Consider the following 19,556-nt stretch of genomic DNA (forward strand, 5'->3'; position numbering starts at 1 on the left):
CTCCAGCCGCGCACCGGGGAACGCGGCGGCGCTTTCACCCCTCATGAGCGGCTTGCGCCGCCCGGTCAATTTCGGAAGCGCCGTGGCGGCGCAGAGCGGCCTTGCGCGCTCTGCGGGCGCGGTCAACCTAGATCGCCGCGAGAGCCGTCTGCAGGCGCGAGACGACCTCGACGAGATCGGAGGATTTGCGGGCGAAGCAGAGCCGCAGGCCAGCCTCGCCGCCGGGGCCGAAGGCGGTACCCGGGGCCAGGCCGACATTGGCCTTGTCGACCAGTTCGATGGCGAGCGCACGCGAATCAGTTCGGCCATCGACGGTGAAGAACTGGTAGAACGCGCCCACGGGAGCAGCCAGCGAGACGCGGTTGGTCGCCTTGAGGCCTTCGGCGATGATCCTGCGGCCTTCCGCGGCGCGCGCGATCTGTTCCGCGACGAAAGGCTCTCCCTCGGTCAGGGCAGCGATCGCGGCGCGCTGCACGAAGACCGGCGAGCCCGAGGTCGAATACTGGATCATGTTCTCGATCACCTGGCCAAGCGCGGCCGGCGCTTCGATCCAGCCGACGCGCCACCCGGTCATGGCCCAGTTCTTCGAGAAGGTCTGGACGAACAGAACACGGTCCTCGGCATCCATGACGTCGTGGAACGAAGCGGCACGGGCCTGGCCGTCATAGACGAAGCGGGCATAGATCTCGTCGGCGATGATCCAGAGCCCATGCTTGCGGGCGAGCGCCAGGATCGCGGCGAGTTCGTCCCTCGTCGCGGTCCAGCCCGTGGGATTGGCGGGCGAGTTGATCGCGATGCCGCGCGTCCTGGGCGTGATCGCGGCGGCGACCTTGCCGAGGTCGAGCGAGAAACGGCCTTCGGCGAGGTCCATCGGAATGCTGACGGCGCTGGCCCCTGCGACGCCCAGCGCGGCTGCGACATTGGGCCAGGCCGGGGTCGGGATCAGGATCTCGTCGCCGGGCCCGGCGATCATCCGGGCGGCGATCTGGACGGCCTGCATGCCCGAGCCGGTGACGAAGAACCGGTCCGACGAGAACGGCATGCCGTAGAGCGTCTCGTGATAGCGCGCCAGGGCCTCGCGCAGTTCCGGTATGCCGCGCTGCCACGTATAGAAGGTCTCGCCGGCGGCGAGCGACGCATTGGCGGCGCGCGCAATGAAGGCAGGCGTCGGCAGATCGCCTTCGCCGACCCAGAGCGGGATCAGGCCTTCCTTCAGGCGGCCATGGTTGACGACCTCGACGATACCGCTTTCGGGCGCATTGCGGGCCTCGGGCCGAAGATCGGCGATCAGGCTGGCGCCCGGCAGGGTCGTGGTGGTCATGCGCAAGAACCTCAGCGAAACAGGATGCCCCTGTTTAGCCGATGGCAGCGCAGGCAGGCATGAAATCGCGAGATCAGGTCGATCGGTCGCGGTGATGAATCGCCTCGACCGATCGACGACGATCAGACCGGCTTATGCTTCAGCAGATCGCGGATTTCGCCGAGCAGCACGACGTCCTCGGCCGGCTTGGCGGGCGGCGGCGGGGCAGCGGCTTCCTTGCGCTTGAGCGTGTTGATCGCCTTGACGACCATGAACAGCACGGCGGCGATAATCACGAAATTGACCGCGACCGTCAGGAACGAGCCATAGGCCAGCACCGCGCCCTGCTTCTTGGCCTCGACGAGAACCGGGTTGGTCACGGCCTTGCTCAGCCCGACGAAGTAGTTGGAGAAATCGAGGCCGCCGAGGATCGCGCCGATGATCGGCATGATGATGTCGCCCACGAGCGAGTCGACGATCTTGCCGAAAGCCGCGCCGATGACCACGCCGATGGCGAGATCGACGACATTGCCCTTGAGGGCAAATTCCTTGAATTCCTTCAGCATGCGACGCCCCTCATGATCTGCTGTGACGAGCGCCGCGATGACAGGAAGGAAGCGCTCTCGGCGACGCTAGCCGAGTTGGACGCACCATAGAACCCCGGCTGGTCGCCAAATCACAGGCCAAACCGCATCCAAACCCCTCTGGCGGGGTTTTGCCGGGACCGATAGGGTCGACGGCGCGCCGGTTCGACGGCGATGGAGGCCCGATGATTCCCGCCTGGTCCGTCATCCTGATGGCCCTGACCTATCTGTGCGCACTGTTTGCGGTCGCCCATCTTGCCGACACGTCGGGCCGGCGGCTGATGACGGGACGGGGGCGCGCGACGGTCTATGCGCTGGCGCTGGGCGTCTACTGCACCTCCTGGACCTTCTACGGATCGGTCGGTTTCGCCAGCCGGGCGGGCTTCGACTTCCTCGGCATCTATGTCGGGCCGATCCTGGTGATCGGCTTCGGCCACCGTTTCGTCGCGCGCATCGTCGAGATCGCCAAGTCGCAGAACATCACCTCGATCGCGGATTTCGTCGGCGCGCGTTACGGCAAGAGCGAGCGCGTCGCGGCGCTGGTCTGCATCGTCGCGGTGATCGGCGCGCTGCCCTACATCGCGCTCCAGCTCAAGGCGGTGGCCAATTCGCTCTCGGTGTTCCTGACCGCGACCGGCGGACACGCTCTGACGCCAGACGTGCCGGTGCTGAGCGATCTCGCCTTCCTCGTCGCGATCGTGCTTGCCGGCTTCGCCTGCGCCTTCGGTACACGACACATCGACGCGACCGAGCATCAGGACGGCCTCGTGCTGGCGATCGCGGTGGAATCGCTGATCAAGCTGGTCGCCTTCCTCGCGCTGGGTCTGTTCGTGGTCTACGGCCTGTTCGACGGCGCGGGCGACCTGCTGACGAAAGCCGCCAGGCTGCCGAGCGGCGCAGCCCCGCTGTGGGAGCGCACCTCGAACTGGCCGACCTTCCTGACGCTGACGCTGCTCTCCTGCTGCGCCTCGCTGTTGCTGGCGCGCCAATTCCACATGACGATCGTCGAGAACCGCGATGTCGGCGATGTCCGCCGCGCCGCCTGGATGTTCCCGCTCTACCTGATCCTGATCAACCTGTTCGTGCTGCCGCTGGCGATGGCGGGCGAATTGCTGCTGCCGGGCGCCGGGATCGACCGCGACATGACCGTGCTGCTGCTGCCGCTCCAGCGCGAGGCCGGGCTGCTGGCGCTGCTCGTCTTCGTCGGCGGCCTGTCGGCTGCGACCGCGATGGTGATCGTCGCCTCGGTCGCGCTCGCGATCATGATCTCCAACCATCTCGTCATGCCGCTGCTGCTGCGCGGGCGCGGCGTGCTCAGCGATCCCGATCGCTCGATGGCCCTGCTCAAGGCGAAGCGGGCAAGCAGCAACGGTACAGCGGGCGGCGACCTCGGCTCGCAGATCGTGATCATCCGCCGTGTCGCGATCCTCGTCGTGATCCTGCTCGGCTATGCCTACTACCGGGCCGCCGGCGAGGCGGCGCTGGTCTCGATCGGCCTGCTCTCCTTCGCCGCGACGGCGCAGATCGCGCCGGCCTTCTTCGGCGGAGTGGTCTGGCGTCGGGGCACCGCGCTGGGCGCGGCGGCAGGTCTGACCATCGGAATCGCGACCTGGGCCTACACCCTGCTGATGCCCAGCCTGGCCTATGCCGGCAACTACTGGAGCGAGATCGTCGCGATGGGGCCGCTCGGCATCGCCGCCCTGCGTCCCGAGGCGCTGCTGGGGCTCGATCTGCCGGCCCTGCCACATGGCGTCGTCTGGAGCCTCGGCCTCAACATCCTTGCCTATTGCGGTTTCTCGCTGCTGCGACCGGCCAATGCGATGGAGAGGCTGCAGGCCAACGCCTTTGTCGAATCGGACAAGGCGACGATGGCGCAATCCTTCTCGCTGTGGCGCTCCAGCGTCACCGAGGCCGAACTGCAATCGACGATCGGGCGCTATCTCGGGCAGGAGCGGACGCAGCGCGCCTTCGAGGATTTCGCCAGCGGGCGCGGCGAGGCCTCCAATGCCAATCGCGAGGCAGACATCCACCTGCTGCGCTTCGGCGAGCACCTGCTCTCGTCTGCGATCGGGGCCGCCTCGTCGCGGCTCGTGCTGTCGCTGCTGCTGCGGCGGCGCAATCTTTCGACCGAGGCCGCCTTCAAGCTGCTCGACGACGCATCGGCTGCGCTGCAATACAACCGCGACATCCTCCAGCATGGGCTCGACCATGCCGGCCAGGGCATCACCGTGCTCGACCGCGACCTGCGCCTGCTCGCCTGGAACCAGGCCTTCATCGAGCTCTACGACCTGCCGCCCTCTCTGGTGCGCTTCGGCACCGGGCTCGACGAGGTCGTGCGCTTCAATGCCGCACGCGGAACCTATGGCGATGGCGAACAGGACGAACTGATGGCGGCGCGGCTGCAAAGCTTCGTGCGTGACCGGGAACCTGTGCGGCTGAAGCTCTTCCCGGACAAGAAGGTCATCGAAATCCGCTCCAATCCGCTGCCCGATGGCGGTCTGGTCACGACCTATACCGACATCACGCAGTCCGTGGAGGCGCACGAGGAGCTGGAGCGCACCAATGAGAGTCTGGAGCTGCGCGTCGCCGAGCGCACCGAGGAGATCCTGCGGGTCAACACCGAACTCCAGCGCGCCAAGGCCGAGGCCGAAGAGGCCAATGCCTCGAAGACGCGCTTCCTCGCCGCCGCCAGCCACGACATCCTGCAACCGCTCAACGCCGCCAGACTCTATGCGACCTCGCTGGTCGAGCGCGACCGGATGGCAGGCAGCCCCGATCTCGCCGAGAACATCGACGCCTCGCTGGATGCGGTCGAGGAGATCCTGACCGCGCTGCTCGAAATCTCGCGACTCGATGGCGGAGCGCTCAAGCCCGAGATCACCGCCTTCCGGATCGACGAACTGATGCGCCAGCTCCAGCGCGAATTCGAGCCGAGCGCGGAAGCCAAGGGGCTGAAGCTCGTCTTCATCGCGACCAATCTGACGCTGCGTTCCGACCGGCGGCTGCTGCGCCGGCTGCTGCAGAACCTGGTCTCGAACGCGATCAAGTACACGCCGAGCGGCAAGGTCGTGGTCGGCTGCCGGCGGCGCGGCGCGCAGCTTTCGGTCGAGGTTGTAGACACCGGGCTCGGCATCCCCGCGAGCAAGCAGAAGACTGTGTTTCGCGAGTTCCAGCGACTCGAGCAGGGCGCGAAGGTGGCGCGTGGACTGGGGCTAGGACTCTCGATCGTCCACCGCATTGCGCGTACGCTCGACCACAAACTGACGCTGTCTTCCGTTCCCGGCCGGGGCTCGCGCTTCTGCGTGCTGGTGCCGCGTGCGTCGCCGCTGCCGGCGATGTCGACGGGCGCGGCGCCGCGCAATGCGCCGGCCGGGCAGCTTGCTGGCCTGCGGCTGCTGGTGATCGACAATGAACCGACGATTCTCGACGGGATGAAGCGCCTGCTCGAAGGCTGGGGCTGCACGGTCGCGACCGCGGCGGGTCAGGATGAGGGCCTGCAGTCGCTCCGCACGGACGGGACGCCCGATGTCGTGATCGCCGACTATCATCTCGACCATGGCAATGGCCTGACCGCGATCAGCACGATGCGCGAGCGCTTGGGCGGACCTCTGCCCGCGATCCTGCTGACGGCCGACCGCTCGCCGCAGGTGCGCGAGGCCGCCGCCGCGCTGGAAGTCCATCTGCTGAACAAGCCGCTGAAGCCCGGCGCGCTGCGGGCGCTGCTGGCGCAATGGCGCGCGACGCGGCTGGCGGCCGAGTAAGGGCGGACAGATGAGCGAACCGTCATCGGGCTGGCGCGACGCCTTCCGCAACCGCCTGTCGCCCGCACGCGCCATGCCGCCCTTCCTGAGAGCTGGCCTGCTCGGAGGCGTCGGGACGGCGCTCGCCATCGGCGCGATGGAGGTCACGGCCGACGCCTTCGGCAAGCCGCTGGCGCTGATCCCGTTCGTGACCTCGATCGTGCTCGTGCTGTGCCTGCCCGATGCGGAGCCGGCGCGGACGCGTGCGCTGATCGGCGGGCATCTGATCGCGAGTTTGACCGGCTATGGCGTCTCGGCGCTGCTTGGTCATTCGGCGCTCGCCGTAGCGCTTGCCGTGGGAATCTCAGCGACGGCAATGCATCTGACCCGGACCATGCATCCGCCGGCCGGCATCGATCCGCTGCTGATCGTGCATCAGGATCTCGGGCTGGATTTCCTCGCCTTCATCGTGGTCCCTGGCGCACTCGTGCTCGCGGGCTTTTCCATGCTCTGGCGGAGGGTGTCGCGGGCCTCAGCGTCCTGACGCACCCGCCTGACGCATCGCCTCTTCCGAAGCGAGGAAGGCGACGACATCAGGCCCGGGCTCCGGGCTCTCAACCTCCAGGCCGATTTCCGACATCAGCCGCGCCACCGGGACGTAGCTGCGGCTGCCCCGGTCGTAGAGCGCGGCGCGAACCAGCGCGTGGGCTGCAACGATCTCCTCGCCGCCGCGCCCCCTGCTCAGGAGGCGGTGCTGCATCACCAGCCAGGATTCGTTCCAGCACAGGATCGCGGTCTCGATCCGGAACGGCCGAAACAGCCGCAACTCGCGGCGAAAGCGGATCGTGCCGGCGTTCACCACAGGGACCCAGCGATGGCGCAGCACGGCGCGCCAGAGCCCGGTGCGCAGCATCAGATCGGTGCGGCCAAGATCCATCAGCGACCAGTAGCGGCCATTGTTCATATGCAGGCTGGTGTCGAGATCATGCGGCCAAACGCGAAAAGGCAGCAGCGACGGCTCGAAAGCCTTCAAGCGTGGACGAAACGGCGTCGTCAGCAGGAGCCAGATCAGGCGGAACCAGAGATTCATCGTGGCCTTTTCGACGTTGGCTGAAGCGGAACGCAGGACAGCTTCTAGCGGGGAAGCCGATGAAGTCGATAGGATGGCCGGTGATTCAACGCAGGCGACGCCTCAGCCAGCGCCGCGACCGACAGGACAGACCGGCATGCCGACCTTGCACGTTTCCTCGCTGGCGAGGTTGCACGAGACCGTGGCGAGCGTGCGCGCCAGCCATGTCGTGACGCTGATCAACGTCAATACCGTGGTCGAGCGCCCGCCCGGCATTTCGCCCGAGCGCCATCTCTTCCTCGGCATGTCCGACATCACCGCGCCGATAGACGGCCATATCGTGCCGGCGCAGGAGCATGTCGAGCGCTTCCTGCGCTTCGTCGGCGAGTGGGATCGCAACGCCCCGCTGGTGATCCATTGCTGGGCCGGCATCAGCCGCTCGACGGCTGCCGCCTTCATCACCGCCTGCGCGCTGTCGCCGGCGCGTGACGAGGAGGAGATCGCGACGCATCTGCGCGCCGTCTCGCCCTCGGCCACGCCCAATGCGCGACTCGTCGCCATCGCCGACGAGATGCTTGGCAGGCGCGGCGCGATGAGCGCCGCGATCGAGCGGATCGGGCGCGGCGCGGATGCGTTCGAGGGCACGCCGTTCCAGCTCCCGCTGGCCTGACCGAGGCCTGAAAACCGTCGACCCGCGCGGCAGCTTCGTGCGGGTTGTCGCGCGCTTTGCGTGCATCGCGCCGCACTTATTCACTTCAGGCGCAGAATATTGCTTGCACCCGCCCGGTTTTGCGACAAAGCATCGCGCAAAAGGGGCTGGCCTGACATCATGACGATCGAACTCGACTCCCGCGACCGATCCATCCTGCGCATCCTGCAGATGGACGGGCGGATTACCAATTCCGACCTTGCCGAGAAGGTGCATCTTTCGCCCTCGGCCTGTCTGCGACGCGTCCGGCAGCTTGAGGAGAGCGGCCTCATTCGCGGTTATGCGATGATGCTCGACGACAAGATCGCAGGCTTCCCCGGCACGGCCTTCGTCTTCGTCACGCTCGACCAGCAGGGCCGCGCCTCGCTGGAGGGTTTCGAGCAGGCCGTGCAGAACCTGCCGGAGATTCTGGAATGCCATCTGCTGGCCGGCGCGCATGACTATCTGATGCGGGTGATCTACCGCGACAGCGCCGATTTCGAGCGCATCCACACCGACATCATCACGCAACTGCCGGGCGTCACCCGGGTGCAGTCGACACTGACGCTGCGCACCATCAAGAAGAGTTCGGCCCTGCCGGTGTGAGACCGGGGTTGCGGAACAAAGCGCGAAGACTGATATGGTCGGCTCAAATGGGAATCATGCCGTGAGCGAAGCCAAGACCGACTCAAAGACCGACCCGAAGGCCAATGCCGACATCGCCGCCCTGCCCTTCGAGGAGGCGCTGAAGCAGCTCGAGGCGATCGTCGCCCGGCTCGAACGCGGCGATGTAGCGCTTGAGGAATCGATCGACATCTACACCCGCGGCGAGGCGCTGAAGGCGCGCTGCGACGCCCTGCTGAAGCAGGCCGAAGCCCGCATCGAGAAGATCACGCTGGGCGCCGACGGCAAGCCGACGGGAGTGACGGCGCTGGACGTCGACAAGTAGGTCTTCAAAAAAGAGCATCGCTCCATGTCCGAACTTCCCGCCGAAGACCCCGTACCGGGCGACGCCCGCTCCTGCCAGGCGATCGAGCAGGTGATCGTGCCGCGTGCGCGCGATCTCGGCGGGTTTTCGGTCCGGCGCGCCTTGCCCTCGATCGGGCGCAAGATGGTCGGGCCGTTCATCTTCTTCGACCAGATGGGGCCGGCCGAATTCCATCTCGGCGAGGGGCTCGACGTGCGCCCGCATCCCCATATCGGGCTCTCGACCGTGACCTATCTCTTCGACGGCGAGATCATGCACCGGGACTCGCTGGGCACGGCGCTCGCCATCAAGCCCGGCGCGGTCAACCTGATGACGGCGGGGCGCGGCATCGTCCATTCGGAGCGCACCGGGCTGGAGGCGCGCGCCAGCGGCCCGAAGCTCTACGGCATCCAGGCCTGGCTCGCACTGCCGAAGACGCATGAGGAGATTGCGCCCGAGTTCATCCACCATGCCGCACCTGAGCTGCCGCGCATCGTCGAAGGCGGAAAGCGCATCAGCCTGATCATGGGCTCGGCCTATGGCGAGACCTCCCCGGTGAAATTTCCGTGGGACGTGCTTTATGCCGAGGCGGTGCTTTCGCCCGGCGCGATCCTGCCGCTCGACGCCGACCATGAGGAACGCGCGGTCTATATCGTCGCCGGCCGCATCGACATCGCCGGCGACGAGTTCGGGCCGGGGCAATTGCTGATCTTCAAGCCCGGCGACCGCATCTCGATCCTCAGCCTCGACCAGAGTCGGCTGATGCTGGTCGGCGGCGAGCCGATGGACGGGCCGCGCCATATCTGGTGGAACTTCGTCTCCTCCTCGAAGGAGCGCATCGACCAGGCCAAGGCCGAGTGGAAGTCCGGCCGCTTCGACACCGTGCCCGGCGACGAGACGGAGTTCATTCCGCTGCCCGAGGGCTGAGCCGGTACCGTCACAGGCTTTGGAGCATGCTGTTTTTGATGGAACCACCGCCGTCATTTCGGACGAGCGGCGAAGCCGCGCTGATCCGGAATGACGGCGGTGCTTATGTGTAAAATCAGCTGGCTTCAGATCATTTGACCACCCGCGCCGCGCTGATCCAGCCGTCGAAGTCGGCCTTGTTGGCTGCGATCCAGTCATCGGCCATCTTGGTGACGAGCGCCGAGCTGGCGCCGTTCTTGTTGATGCTGAACTCCCAGCCCGACCATGTCGCCAGCGGGAATTTAACGTTCTGGATCAGGGTCTTGATCGCCGGGTTGGCGGCGACGAAGTCCTTGTTGGCGACGGCTGCCCAGTTCCAGGACGACATCGCCATGCGGCAGGGATCGGCCCCGCCGGCGCAACCCTTGACGCCGTTGACGAGAGCAGAACCCTTGTTGGGCACGGATGGCGGCAGCGCGTCGGCCGGCGTCGGCAGCCAGACCACGTCCTCGCCCGGCACCAGCGCGTTGTTCACCCAGGACGGGCTCCAGGCATAGAAGAAGGCCGGTTCGCCGCGCTTCACCCGCGCCACGGTCTCGACCATCAGAGCCTCGTATTTGCCGCGCACGGAACGCACCGTGTCCTTGAGGCCGAACTTGTCGAGCTGGAAATCGACCACGTCGCCGCAGCTCCAGCCCGGATCGCAGTTGATCAGGTCGGCCTTGCCGTCCTTGCCGAACAGGCCCGCGAGCTTGGCGTCCTTCATCTGCTCGAGCGTGGTGATGTTGTGGGCGGCGGCGGTCTTCTTGTCGATCAGATAGCCGTTGATGCCGCCGCCGACGATCATGCCGGCGGTGACGATCTCGGCCTGCTTCTCGATGGCGCGAAAGGCGGGCTCGCGCTGGGGCATGTTCACGTCGGTGGCGAGGTCGAGATCGCCCTGGCCGGCCGCCTGAAAAAACAGCGTGGTGTTGAGCGTGCTCAACTTCACCTCGTAGCCCAGCGCCTTCATCGCCTTGATGATGATTTGCGCGGTGACGTAGTTGGCGCCGAGGCTGTCGCTCTGGGCGTAACGCACGGTCTTGCCCTTGCCGGGCATCTCCTGCGCGCCTGCGGGGGCCGCCTGCAGCAGGAGGCCAGCCAGGGCGGCTGCGGCGGCGGTCCTGAGAAATGTGCTCTTGATCATCGGATTCTCCTGCTCTTTGCTGTCGATTTCACGGCTGTCGATCATTCGATCTTGGTTGGTTTCCCCTGCCCGCCATTCGGCGGGTCTGCTGCCCGTCGCTAGCTCGCCTGCCGGGTTTCGACGCGCGCGCCGATCGGCTGCTCGAAGCGCTCGCCGCGGATGAAGGTCAGCACGCTGCGCAGCAGCGAGCTCTGCTTGCCGCGCTTCGGCTCGGCCAGTTTCTGGGTGATGCGGTCGAGCATCATGGCGAGCAGCACGATGGCGATGCCGCCGACGGCAGCGCGCCCGACATCGAGCCGGCCGAGGCCCTGCAGCACGACGAGGCCAAGGCCTTCCGCGCCGATCATCGCGACGACCACCGACATCACCATCGCGGTGAGCACGGTCTGGTTGAGGCCGCCAAGGATCGTCGGTATCGCCAGCGGCAGCTGAATCTCCCAGAGCAGTTGCCGGGGATTGGCGCCGAAGGCGAGACCAGCCTCGACGATCTCGTGCTCGACCATGCGGATGCCGAGATTGGTGAAGCGGATCAGCGGCGGGGCGGCGGCCGTCACCACCGCGACCTCGCCGGGCACCGTGCCGACGCCGAAGAGCATCACCACCGGTACGAGATAAACGAAGGTCGGCGTCGTCTGCATGATGTCGAGGACCGGGCGCACGATGCTCCAGACCCGGTCGCTGCGGGCGCACCAGATGCCGATCGGTATGCCGATCACCGCGCAGAACAGAATGGCGGTCGCGATCAGCGACAGCGTGGTCATCGCCTCGGCCCAGACGCCGATGAAGGCGATGACGACGAGCGAGATCGCGCTGAACGCGGCAATGCCGGTGCTGGCCAGCCTGTAGGCCAGCAGGAACATCCCGATCACCATGACGGGGAACGGGATCGCGTGCAGCACATAGTCATTGAAGGTCAGGAGCGCCTCGACCGGCCATTTGATGGCGAGAAAGACCGGGCGCAGGTTGAGCGCGACCCATTGCACGCCCTCCTGAATCCATTTGTCGACCGGAAAGACGGCGAGATCGTCAGCCTTGAACATGGTGGCCTCCGGCGGACGCAACCTGCGCGGGACGCGAGGCGATGCGGGACAGGATCTGCTCCGGGCCGAGCATGCCGATGAGCCGGCCGTCGTCGTCGACGACGCCGATCGACTGGCCGTCGCGGTAGCGCGCCGCCACTTCGACGAGCTTGGTGTCCGCGGGCACGCAGATCGGCCCGGCACCGTCCAGCGAGCCGACGACGCGCTGCTCGCCATCGAGCACGAAGCCTGCGAGCACGAAGCCCGGCGGATGCTCCGCGATCGGGCGCATCACCGAGCGCGCATCGAACAGCCTTGCCCGGTCGACCTCGCGTGTGAAGGCGGCGACATAGTCGCTGCCGGGGTCGAGCACGATCGATTGCGGCGTGCCCTCACGGACCAACCGGCCCTCCGACATGATCGCGATCCGCGTGCCGAGCTTCAACGCCTCCTGGAAATCATGGGTGATGAACAGGATGGTCTTGTTGAAGGTGCGCTGCAGACGCAGCAATTCGTCCTGCATCTCGGTGCGTATCAGCGGGTCGAGCGCGCTGAAGGCCTCGTCCATGATCAGGATGTCGGCGTCCGTCGCCAGCGCCCGCGCCAGGCCGACGCGCTGGCGCATGCCGCCGCTGAGCTCGTGCGGATAATGGTAGCCCCAGCGTGCCAGCCCGACGACGGAGAGAACCTCGTCGGCGCGCTTGCGGCGCTCCTGCAGGCCGACGCCGCGCAGCTTCAGCCCGAACTCGACATTCTCGATGACGCGCTTGTTGGGCAGGAGCGCGAAATGCTGGAAGACCATGGAGATGCGGGTGCGCCTGACCTCGCGCAGTTCGGCTTCGTCGAGCGCGACGATATCGCGGCCGTCGAGCAGGATCCTGCCGGAGCTCGGCTCGTTCAGCCGGTTGATGCAGCGCGCCAGCGTCGACTTGCCCGAGCCCGACAGGCCCATGACCATGTACATCGCGCCCGAAGGCACGCTCAGCGAGACATCGTGCAGGCCGACGACCTGGCCGAGCTGTTCGAAGACGCTGTCCTTGTCGCCGCCGGCCGCGAGCAGCGCGAGCGCGCGCTCGGGCGTCTTCGAGAATACCTTGCACAGGTTCTGGATCTGCAGCCGCTCGGTCACCGATGCCTCCCTTGCGTCATGCCTTGCCCGCGCGCTCGCCAAGTAAACGATTGCGGCACCGGATCGGTCTTCCTGCGATACAGAGGACGTCGCACCACAACGATCATCGCGACCACCGGAAATGCAGGCTGCTTCCCAGTGGGCGATCTCATTTCAGCGGCGAAAAATCGGTCGGCAGCAAAATGCGGTTCTCGGCCTGCTCGATGGTCTCCGCGAGCTTGGGCAGGAACGCCTGCCAGCGCGGATCATCCGCCAGTTGCTGGCGCCGGCGCGCACGGTCGGCGAGGTCGGCATAGGCCCAGAGATGCGTGATCTGGCTGAGCGTGCCGATCTCGGTGGTGAAATAGCCGACGAGATGACCGAGGATCGGCTGCTGGATTGCCAGGCCCTCCTCGCGCACGAGCTGGAGATAGCGTCCCATCTTGCCGTTGCGGATACGGTAGTTGCGTTCCTCGACGATCATGGTTTTCCTTCTCCGTCGCATCCGATCAGGAAGTCGCGCATCAGGTCGGCGACCGCATCGGGCGCTTCCATCAGGATGGAATGGCGCAGGCCCGGCAGGATGTGCAGGCGCGAGCCGGCGATCCGCCCCGCCATGAAGCGCGCCATGCGCGGGTTCGAGCCCTGATCGTCCTGGCCTGTCGCGATCAGCGTCGGCGCGCGGATCTGGCCTATCGCATCGCCGAGATCGGTCTGCGCCAGCACGCGGTAGGCTGCGGCGTAGCAATCGGGATCGTTGCCGGCGTTGCGCTCGCGCAACCGCGCGATCAGCTGCGGATTGCGCTCCTGGAAGCCTTCCGTAAGCCACCGCGAAAGAGATGCGTCGTAGTGCGAGCCGCGCTCGCCGGCCTGCAGCGCGGCGAGCCGGGCCGCGACGCGCTCGCGCTCGTCTTGATTGCGACCGGCCACCGTTGCGAGCAGGGCGAGGCGGTCGAGCCTGTCGGGATGGGTCAACGCGAGGCGTTGCGCAATCAGCCCTCCGAGCGAAAACCCGGCGAGGTGGAAGCGTTTGAAACCGACATGGTCGGCGAGCGCCAGCACGTCACCGACGAAATCGTCGATCTCGTAGCGCCCCTTCACCCGTGTCGAGCCGCCATGCCCGCGCAGATCGAATGTCAGGATGCGGAACCTGTCGGACAGCCGCGCGACGATCCCGTCCCACGCCTCGCAATAGGAGCCGACGCCATGGATGCAGACCAGCGCCTGCGTCCCACTGCCCTGAAGCCGGTAGTTCAGGGTGACGCCACCAACGGTCAGGCTCGTCGCAGCCGCCATCTCGTCTGGAGCCCGCATCGCCACGCCCATGGCTCAGTGCCCCGCTGCGGCGACGCGCGGCGCGCGCTGCCGGTCGCGCTCGCGCATCGCGAAATGCGGCATCACCTCATCGATGAACAGCCGCAGCGTCTTGACCTGCAAGGCGAAGGGCAGGTTGAAGGACAGGCCGAGGCAATACTGGTCGACGCCCTCGTCCTCGTAGATCTGGAGCTTCTCGACGATCTCGTCGGGCGTGCCGAACATCAGATTGTCGCGGATCGCCTGCGGATTATAGTTGGCGCGATTGGCGACGGCATCGAACGGCACGGCTTCGGGGAAGCCATTCTTCACCGCGCCGATGTTCTGCATCAGGTTCTCGAAATAGCGGCCGTAATCGACGCTGTGGCGCACCGCCACCTCCCAGTCGCCCGGCCGATCATAGGCGCAGGTCCGCCGCTGCATCATGAAGCGCGGGCGCGGCCGGCCGGGATGATCGGCGACCGCCTTGCGGAACTTCTCGCCGAGTACCGAGACCTCGGCCGGCGGCGAGGACAGCGGCGTCGACAGGATGCTGGCGCCGATGCTGATCGCCCAGTCGAAGGTGCCGGGGTCGCGCGCCGCGACCCAGATCGGCGGATGGGGCTGCTGCAGCGGCTTGGGCACGGATGTCGCGAGCGGGAACTGCCAGTAATGCCCGTCATGGGCGTAGTCGCCGGCCCAGAGCTTCTGTACGGCCGGGACCAGTTCCTTCATGTAGCCGACGCCCTCCTGCTGGGGGATGCCGCCTGCCATCCGGTCGAACTCGTACTGGTAGGCGCCACGCGCGATGCCGAATTCGAGGCGTCCGCCGGTCAGGTGGTCGCAGAGCGCCGCCTCGCCGGCGAGCCTGATCGGCGACCAGTAGGGCGCGGCCAGCGTCGCGGTGCCGAGCCTGATCCGGTCTGTATGCTGGGCAAGCCAGGTCAGGGTCTGGAAGGGATTGGGCGAGATCGTGCACTCGATGGTGTGGTGCTCGGCAGTCCACAACGTCTCGAAGCCGCCCTCGTCGGCGAGCCGCGCCAGTGCGCGCAGATTGGCGATGGCGTCCGACATCCTGTCCTGGGGCGAGAAGCGCTCCATGCTGATCGAAACGGCGAATTTCATGATGGCCTCCGGGATCGGGCTGAAGGTTCTGGAGCGGGTCAGCGCAGGCGGATCACGAACGGGTCCTGCATGGCGCCGGAGTAGTCGATCACGACGTTCTTCAGCCGCGAGAACTCGCGCATGACCTCGAAGCCGCCGCGCCGGCCGTAGCCGCTCTTCTTGGTGCCGCCATTGGCGGACATGTAGGCGGCGGAGCGGTAGGTGTTGATCCAGACCGTGCCGGCCTCAACATTGCGGGCAAAGCGCATGGCGCGGTCGATATCCTTCGTCCAGACGCCGGAGGCGAGGCCGTATTCGGTGTCGTTGGCGAGTGCGATCATCTCGTCCTCGCTCGAGAACGGCACCACGCCGACGACGGGGCCGAAGATCTCGTCGCGCATGAAACTCATCTCGTTGCTGGCATCGGTCATCACGGTCGGTTCGAAATACCAGCCGCAAGCGAGGTCTTCGTCCTGCGGCTTGCGCCCGCCGGCCGCGATCGTCGCGCCCTCGCGCACGCCCGACGCGACATAGCCCTCGACCTTGTCGAGCTGGGCTGAAAGCGCCAGCGGCCCGATATCGGTATCCTCGGCCAGCGGATGGCCGACCTTGACGCGGCGCGTGCGCTCGACCAGCGCCTCGACGAAGCGGGGATAGATCGAGGCCTCGACGAAGCAGCGCGAGCCGGCGACGCAAGTCTGGCCCGCCGCCGCGAAGACGCCGGAAACGACGCCGTTCACGGCGCGCTCGACATCGACGTCTCCGAAGACGACATGGGGCGACTTGCCGCCGAGCTCCATCTGGCAGGGCACCAGGTTGGCCGCCGCGTTGGCTGCGATCCTGCGGCCCGTCGCGGTGCTGCCGGTGAAGACGTATTTGGCGATGCCGGGATGGCGCGTCAGCGCCTCGCCGGTCGTCGCGCCGTCACCGGTCACCACGTTGACGACGCCGGGCGGAATGCCGGCCTCGATCACCAGCTCGGCCAGCGCCAGCGTCGACGCGCTGGCATGTTCGGACGGCTTGATGACGATGGTGTTGCCGATGGCGAGACAGGGCGCCAGCGTGCCCGTCAGCATCATCAGCGGCGAGTTCCACGGGATGATCATGCCGACCACGCCGATCGGCTCGCGCAGGTTGAAGTTCAGCGTATCGAGCTTGTTGACCGGGATCGTGTCGCCCTGGAGCTTGTCGGCCATCCCCGCGAAATAGAGATAGGAATCCGGGATGGCCCGCATCTGGGCCTTCATCTCCTTGAGCAGCTTGCCGTTGTCGCGGCACTCCATCAGCGCCAGTTCGTCGGCGTTCTCCAGCACGAGATCGGCGAGCCTGCGCACAAGCTTGCCGCGATCGGTCTGGGTCAGCCGACGCCAGGCCGGGTTGATCAGCGCGGCGCGGGCCGAGCGTACGGCGGCCTCGACATCGGCCGCATCACCCTGCGCGAATTCGTACCAGGGCTGCGCGGTGGTGGGGTCGTAGCTCGGGACATAGACGCCGCTTTTGGGCGCGACGAAGCGGCCGTCGATGAACAGGTCCTGGCGTGAGCCTTCGAGTGTCCTGACAGTGGTTTTCATGTCGCTCAGCCGAGATCGGGGGTGGGTGCCGTGGCCCAGGGCTGGGCCTCGCCGACCATGGCGAGCCGCCCGCCATCATGGGAATCCATGTAGATGCCGAAGCGCTTGCTGGCGCTCTCGCGGGCATAGCGGCGCAGCATCGCCTGGATTTCGCGGGTCGGGATCGCCTCAAAGGGAAGCTGGTCGATGGGGAAGAAGCGCAAATTCGCCGGCAGGGCTACGCCGGCCGGCTCCTGCGCCAGCCTTGCCCGGTAAATCAGGTAGCCCGGATCGCCATCGGCGACGTCGAAGACCGAATAGAGGAAGGTGTCGTCGGGCAGCAGCGTCAGCGCCTCGCCGCCCTCGATGTGCAGGCGGTCGTTGGCGATCCGGCGCGGCGCGCTCGGGAGCACCCAGCCGCCCTTGCCATCGCTCGCGAGCAGCAGATGGCCGTCGGCCTCGATCAGATAACCGACGATCATGCCGTGCGAGGCGAGCCAGCCGGGCGGCAGCGGATCCTTGATGTTGGCGTAGCGGCCCCGGCAGAAGCCGAGCGGGGCGACCGGACTCGTGCCGAAGGCCTGGACCTCGCCGAGCAGCACGACATGGTCGCCGGCGTCGACGCGGCTGTGGACGACGCAGTCGAACCAGCTCAGGCAGTCGGTCAGCACCGGCGCGCCGGTATGGACGCGGTCATAGTTGACCGCCTCGAACTTGTTGGCGGCCTTCGAGGCGAAGAGATTGGAAACCTCGATCTGGCCTTCATGCAGCAGGTTCACGGCAAAGCAGGGCGAGGTGTTGAAGGCCGAGAAACTCGCCGCGCTCTTGCCGACGCAGACTAGCAGCAACGGCGGATCGAGCGAGACCGAGGTGAAGGAATTCGCGGTCATGCCGCGCGGATTGCCCTGCGCGTCATGCGTCGTGATCACGGTGACGCCGGTGACGAAGGTGCCGAACGCGCGGCGCAGCGCCAGCGGATCGATCGTCGTGGGATGGTGTGGTGCGGGAGCCAGCATTCGCTTCGTCTCGAAGGATCGGTGATCGCGACGAGGACGCTACGAGGCGAGGCCATACCGTTCTTCCTGCGAACCGGAGGACGGTTTGCGAAAAGAGTTCTGCGTCTCGCGGCAGGATCAGACGCCCGGCGTCGCCGCCGTGTTCTCGATGACGCAGTGCAGCCGGATCGCGAGTTCGAGGGCGAAGCGCCGCTCGGGCGTCTCGGCGTCGATGCCGAAGAGGTCGTTGATCCGCCCGAGCCGGTAGCGCAGCGTCGTCACATGCAGGCCCATCGCGTCGGCGCAGGGCTGGCTGCGGCAGCCTTCGCGGACATAGGCCGCAAGCGTCTCCAGATAGGGCGTGCCGTGAGCCCGGTCATGCGCGACCATCGCGCCGATGCAGCCTTCGACGAAGCTTCGGACCTCGGTCGAGTCGGCAGCGCCGATCAGCATCGGCATCGGCCCGAAATCCGGGGCGGAGAGCACGCCGGTGCGCCCGAAGGCGCGCGCGATGCGGATCATGCGCCAGCAACGCTCCCATTCCTTGGGATAGGCCTCGTGCCCCTCGCACGCGCCGCCGAGCACGACGATGGGCTCGCGCCCGAAGCTGTGCCGCAGGGTCTCCGCGATGCGTCGCGCAAGCCGTCCCTGCCGCTCCTGATCGACGCCGCCATCCTGGGGCAGCAGGCAGACGAGGCCGCCGCCGACGGTGATCACGGTCGCCGGAACATTGTGCTGGCGCGCCAGCCTGACCACGGCATGATGGCATTCGACCGAGACGTCCGCCGCGCCCGCCGGACGATCGGGGAAATCGACCACGACCATGCGCGCGGACTGCGACAGCGACAGGCCGAGCCGCCTCGCGCGGTGCATCAGGTCGTCGGCGTCGCGCCAGCGCCGCTCGACGATCTCGAAGAACAGTTCGGTCAGCGTGCGCGTCTCGAAACGGAACCGGATGACGCTGCGCATCATCTGGACGCTGAGCGCGAACTTGGCGCTTTCCAGCATCAGCAATTCGAGGTCGCCCGGCACAGCGGAGGTCGCAAACACCATGATCGCGCCAACCGCGTCGCCATCGACGCTGAGCGGCTCGACCCGAGCGGGGAGCTCGAATTTGCGTTTGCCGTCGTCGATACGCAGCCTGATCGGCCCGGACCCGCCGCGCCCGACGCTGTCGCGCGCCGCCATGGCAATCTGAGCGCTGAAGGCACCTTCCACCGCCTCTCGCCAGGCATCGTCGTCGAACGTGGCTTTGTCGGGTGAACGCCCGGCCATCAGGCTGTTGCCGGCGAAGTCGACGACGACGATGGGGCTCGGCACCAGATCGGCCAGCCTCGCCGCAAGCGACGCGGTCGTACCGCCCGACAGCACCTGCTGCAGTAGCGAGGCTTGCGCCTGAAGCGCAGCCTGCAGGCGCTCGGCCGCCTGCGCCTGGGCGCGGTGGCGATGCTCGCGCTCGACCGCGATGCCGCCGAGATGAACGATCATCCCCATGAAGGCGAGATCCTCGCCCGAAACCTCGGTGACCGTGCGCGAGACGACGTTGAGCACCATGGGCCGGCCTTCGGCATCGGCACAGCTCATCGGCAGCACGAGGACGGTGCGGTAATCGCGCTCGAAGGCCTCGCGCCGGTAGCCGGGAAATTCGTCGGAGGCCCGCGCATCGCGGATATAAACCGGCTCGTTGCGCTGCAAGGCGATCATGGCCGGGCTTGTCGCCAGCTCCCAGCGATCCTCGAGCGGTCGACGCAGCAAGGTCGGATCGTGCCTGACGATGACAAAGGCATGGCCGCGCGCGGCATCGACCGCCATGACCGAGCCCATCTGCCAGCCGCCATGCTCGCAGGCCGCCTGGATCAGGTCCTTCAGGATCGCATCGAGATTGCCGCCGGAGTTGATCCGGCTGGCGACATCCCGCAACGACCGCATCTGAGATGTCTGGTCCGGCATACGGCCCGCCTTTCACGACGCTGAGCCCTCGATGCTACAGCGTATCGCGGAAGCGGGAACTGCTTCTTCCATCGGACCGAAGGAAGGAAAGCGCAGA

Annotated in this window: 18 protein-coding genes; 6 read left to right on the plus strand and 12 right to left on the minus strand. The window is 66.9% G+C overall.

What is annotated here, in order from left to right:
• Window positions 1-127: 127 nt before the first annotated feature.
• Window positions 128-1,321: a pyridoxal phosphate-dependent aminotransferase gene (locus tag AC1DZY_RS05055; RefSeq protein WP_476818984.1), complete on the minus strand. Its 1,194-nt coding sequence runs from the start codon at window positions 1,319-1,321 to the stop codon at window positions 128-130.
• A gap of 122 nt (window positions 1,322-1,443) precedes the next feature.
• Window positions 1,444-1,866: a large conductance mechanosensitive channel protein MscL gene (mscL, locus tag AC1DZY_RS05060; RefSeq protein WP_476818985.1), complete on the minus strand. Its 423-nt coding sequence runs from the start codon at window positions 1,864-1,866 to the stop codon at window positions 1,444-1,446.
• 203 nt (window positions 1,867-2,069) lie between these two features.
• Between mscL and AC1DZY_RS05065 the strand changes: the two genes are divergently transcribed.
• Window positions 2,070-5,645, plus strand: coding sequence for a PAS domain-containing hybrid sensor histidine kinase/response regulator (locus tag AC1DZY_RS05065; RefSeq protein ID WP_476818986.1), 3,576 nt, complete (start codon window positions 2,070-2,072; stop codon window positions 5,643-5,645).
• A gap of 10 nt (window positions 5,646-5,655) precedes the next feature.
• Window positions 5,656-6,168: an HPP family protein gene (locus tag AC1DZY_RS05070; protein ID WP_476818987.1), complete on the plus strand. Its 513-nt coding sequence runs from the start codon at window positions 5,656-5,658 to the stop codon at window positions 6,166-6,168.
• Here AC1DZY_RS05070 and AC1DZY_RS05075 read toward each other — a convergent pair.
• Window positions 6,157-6,714 (minus strand): thioesterase family protein, encoded by a 558-nt coding sequence (locus AC1DZY_RS05075; RefSeq protein WP_476818988.1) that lies wholly within the window; start codon window positions 6,712-6,714, stop codon window positions 6,157-6,159. The two genes, AC1DZY_RS05070 and AC1DZY_RS05075, sit on opposite strands and share 12 nt — an antisense overlap.
• Window positions 6,715-6,850: 136 nt before the next feature.
• Here AC1DZY_RS05075 and AC1DZY_RS05080 point away from each other — a divergent pair, with 136 nt between their 5' ends.
• From AC1DZY_RS05080 to AC1DZY_RS05095, 4 genes are all read left to right on the plus strand, one after another.
• A complete protein-coding gene (locus AC1DZY_RS05080) occupies window positions 6,851-7,363 on the plus strand; it encodes a tyrosine phosphatase family protein (RefSeq protein WP_476818989.1) in 513 nt (170 codons plus the stop codon).
• 159 nt (window positions 7,364-7,522) lie between these two features.
• Window positions 7,523-7,987, plus strand: a complete 465-nt coding sequence (locus tag AC1DZY_RS05085; RefSeq protein WP_476818990.1) for an Lrp/AsnC family transcriptional regulator — start codon at window positions 7,523-7,525, stop codon at window positions 7,985-7,987.
• 61 nt (window positions 7,988-8,048) lie between these two features.
• A complete protein-coding gene (locus AC1DZY_RS05090) occupies window positions 8,049-8,330 on the plus strand; it encodes an exodeoxyribonuclease VII small subunit (RefSeq protein ID WP_476818991.1) in 282 nt (93 codons plus the stop codon).
• Window positions 8,331-8,354: 24 nt separating this feature from the next.
• Window positions 8,355-9,275, plus strand: a complete 921-nt coding sequence (locus AC1DZY_RS05095; protein WP_476818992.1) for a pirin family protein — start codon at window positions 8,355-8,357, stop codon at window positions 9,273-9,275.
• 130 nt (window positions 9,276-9,405) lie between these two features.
• Here the strand turns inward: AC1DZY_RS05095 and proX are convergent, their stop codons facing one another.
• The 9 genes from proX to AC1DZY_RS05140 all read right to left on the minus strand — a co-directional run bounded on the left by proX (window position 9,406) and on the right by AC1DZY_RS05140 (window position 19,438).
• On the minus strand, window positions 9,406-10,440 hold the full coding sequence (proX, locus tag AC1DZY_RS05100) for a glycine betaine/L-proline ABC transporter substrate-binding protein ProX (protein WP_476818993.1): 1,035 nt from the start codon (window positions 10,438-10,440) through the stop codon (window positions 9,406-9,408).
• 98 nt (window positions 10,441-10,538) lie between these two features.
• The gene (locus AC1DZY_RS05105; protein WP_476818994.1) at window positions 10,539-11,480 is read right to left on the minus strand and encodes an ABC transporter permease; all 942 of its coding nucleotides are present in this window, start codon (window positions 11,478-11,480) and stop codon (window positions 10,539-10,541) included.
• Window positions 11,467-12,588 (minus strand): quaternary amine ABC transporter ATP-binding protein, encoded by a 1,122-nt coding sequence (locus tag AC1DZY_RS05110; RefSeq protein WP_476818995.1) that lies wholly within the window; start codon window positions 12,586-12,588, stop codon window positions 11,467-11,469. Before AC1DZY_RS05110 ends, AC1DZY_RS05105 begins: the two co-directional genes overlap by 14 nt.
• Before the next feature lie 148 nt (window positions 12,589-12,736).
• A complete protein-coding gene (locus AC1DZY_RS05115) occupies window positions 12,737-13,051 on the minus strand; it encodes an NIPSNAP family protein (protein ID WP_476818996.1) in 315 nt (104 codons plus the stop codon).
• The gene (locus tag AC1DZY_RS05120; protein WP_476819164.1) at window positions 13,048-13,863 is read right to left on the minus strand and encodes an alpha/beta fold hydrolase; all 816 of its coding nucleotides are present in this window, start codon (window positions 13,861-13,863) and stop codon (window positions 13,048-13,050) included. The genes AC1DZY_RS05115 and AC1DZY_RS05120 overlap by 4 nt, the downstream gene beginning before the upstream one ends.
• A gap of 33 nt (window positions 13,864-13,896) precedes the next feature.
• Window positions 13,897-14,985 carry an LLM class flavin-dependent oxidoreductase gene (locus AC1DZY_RS05125; RefSeq protein WP_476818997.1) on the minus strand — a complete coding sequence of 363 codons (1,089 nt, stop codon included), beginning with the start codon at window positions 14,983-14,985 and terminating at the stop codon, window positions 13,897-13,899.
• Window positions 14,986-15,023: 38 nt separating this feature from the next.
• Window positions 15,024-16,535 carry an aldehyde dehydrogenase gene (locus AC1DZY_RS05130; protein ID WP_476818998.1) on the minus strand — a complete coding sequence of 504 codons (1,512 nt, stop codon included), beginning with the start codon at window positions 16,533-16,535 and terminating at the stop codon, window positions 15,024-15,026.
• A gap of 5 nt (window positions 16,536-16,540) precedes the next feature.
• Window positions 16,541-17,530, minus strand: coding sequence for a flavin reductase family protein (locus AC1DZY_RS05135; protein ID WP_476818999.1), 990 nt, complete (start codon window positions 17,528-17,530; stop codon window positions 16,541-16,543).
• A 117-nt stretch (window positions 17,531-17,647) separates the two neighbouring features.
• The gene (locus tag AC1DZY_RS05140) at window positions 17,648-19,438 is read right to left on the minus strand and encodes a helix-turn-helix domain-containing protein (RefSeq protein WP_476819000.1); all 1,791 of its coding nucleotides are present in this window, start codon (window positions 19,436-19,438) and stop codon (window positions 17,648-17,650) included.
• Window positions 19,439-19,556: the final 118 nt, after the last annotated feature.

It is taken from the genome of Allobosea sp. P2_A10 (assembly GCF_056405115.1).

What these genes read in the sequence shown, in the direction of transcription:
- AC1DZY_RS05120 (WP_476819164.1), bottom strand. Translation starts at nt 13,863, where the DNA reads ATGGCGGCTGCGACGAGCCTGACCGTTGGTGGCGTCACCCTGAACTAC.
- AC1DZY_RS05055 (WP_476818984.1), bottom strand. Translation starts at nt 1,321, where the DNA reads ATGACCACCACGACCCTGCCGGGCGCCAGCCTGATCGCCGATCTTCGG.
- AC1DZY_RS05095 (WP_476818992.1), top strand. Translation starts at nt 8,355, where the DNA reads ATGTCCGAACTTCCCGCCGAAGACCCCGTACCGGGCGACGCCCGCTCC.
- AC1DZY_RS05130 (WP_476818998.1), bottom strand. Translation starts at nt 16,535, where the DNA reads ATGAAAACCACTGTCAGGACACTCGAAGGCTCACGCCAGGACCTGTTC.
- AC1DZY_RS05105 (WP_476818994.1), bottom strand. Translation starts at nt 11,480, where the DNA reads ATGTTCAAGGCTGACGATCTCGCCGTCTTTCCGGTCGACAAATGGATT.
- AC1DZY_RS05075 (WP_476818988.1), bottom strand. Translation starts at nt 6,714, where the DNA reads ATGAATCTCTGGTTCCGCCTGATCTGGCTCCTGCTGACGACGCCGTTT.
- AC1DZY_RS05135 (WP_476818999.1), bottom strand. Translation starts at nt 17,530, where the DNA reads ATGCTGGCTCCCGCACCACACCATCCCACGACGATCGATCCGCTGGCG.
- AC1DZY_RS05070 (WP_476818987.1), top strand. Translation starts at nt 5,656, where the DNA reads ATGAGCGAACCGTCATCGGGCTGGCGCGACGCCTTCCGCAACCGCCTG.
- AC1DZY_RS05080 (WP_476818989.1), top strand. Translation starts at nt 6,851, where the DNA reads ATGCCGACCTTGCACGTTTCCTCGCTGGCGAGGTTGCACGAGACCGTG.
- AC1DZY_RS05125 (WP_476818997.1), bottom strand. Translation starts at nt 14,985, where the DNA reads ATGAAATTCGCCGTTTCGATCAGCATGGAGCGCTTCTCGCCCCAGGAC.
- AC1DZY_RS05140 (WP_476819000.1), bottom strand. Translation starts at nt 19,438, where the DNA reads ATGCGGTCGTTGCGGGATGTCGCCAGCCGGATCAACTCCGGCGGCAAT.
- AC1DZY_RS05115 (WP_476818996.1), bottom strand. Translation starts at nt 13,051, where the DNA reads ATGATCGTCGAGGAACGCAACTACCGTATCCGCAACGGCAAGATGGGA.
- AC1DZY_RS05065 (WP_476818986.1), top strand. Translation starts at nt 2,070, where the DNA reads ATGATTCCCGCCTGGTCCGTCATCCTGATGGCCCTGACCTATCTGTGC.
- AC1DZY_RS05085 (WP_476818990.1), top strand. Translation starts at nt 7,523, where the DNA reads ATGACGATCGAACTCGACTCCCGCGACCGATCCATCCTGCGCATCCTG.
- mscL (WP_476818985.1), bottom strand. Translation starts at nt 1,866, where the DNA reads ATGCTGAAGGAATTCAAGGAATTTGCCCTCAAGGGCAATGTCGTCGAT.
- proX (WP_476818993.1), bottom strand. Translation starts at nt 10,440, where the DNA reads ATGATCAAGAGCACATTTCTCAGGACCGCCGCCGCAGCCGCCCTGGCT.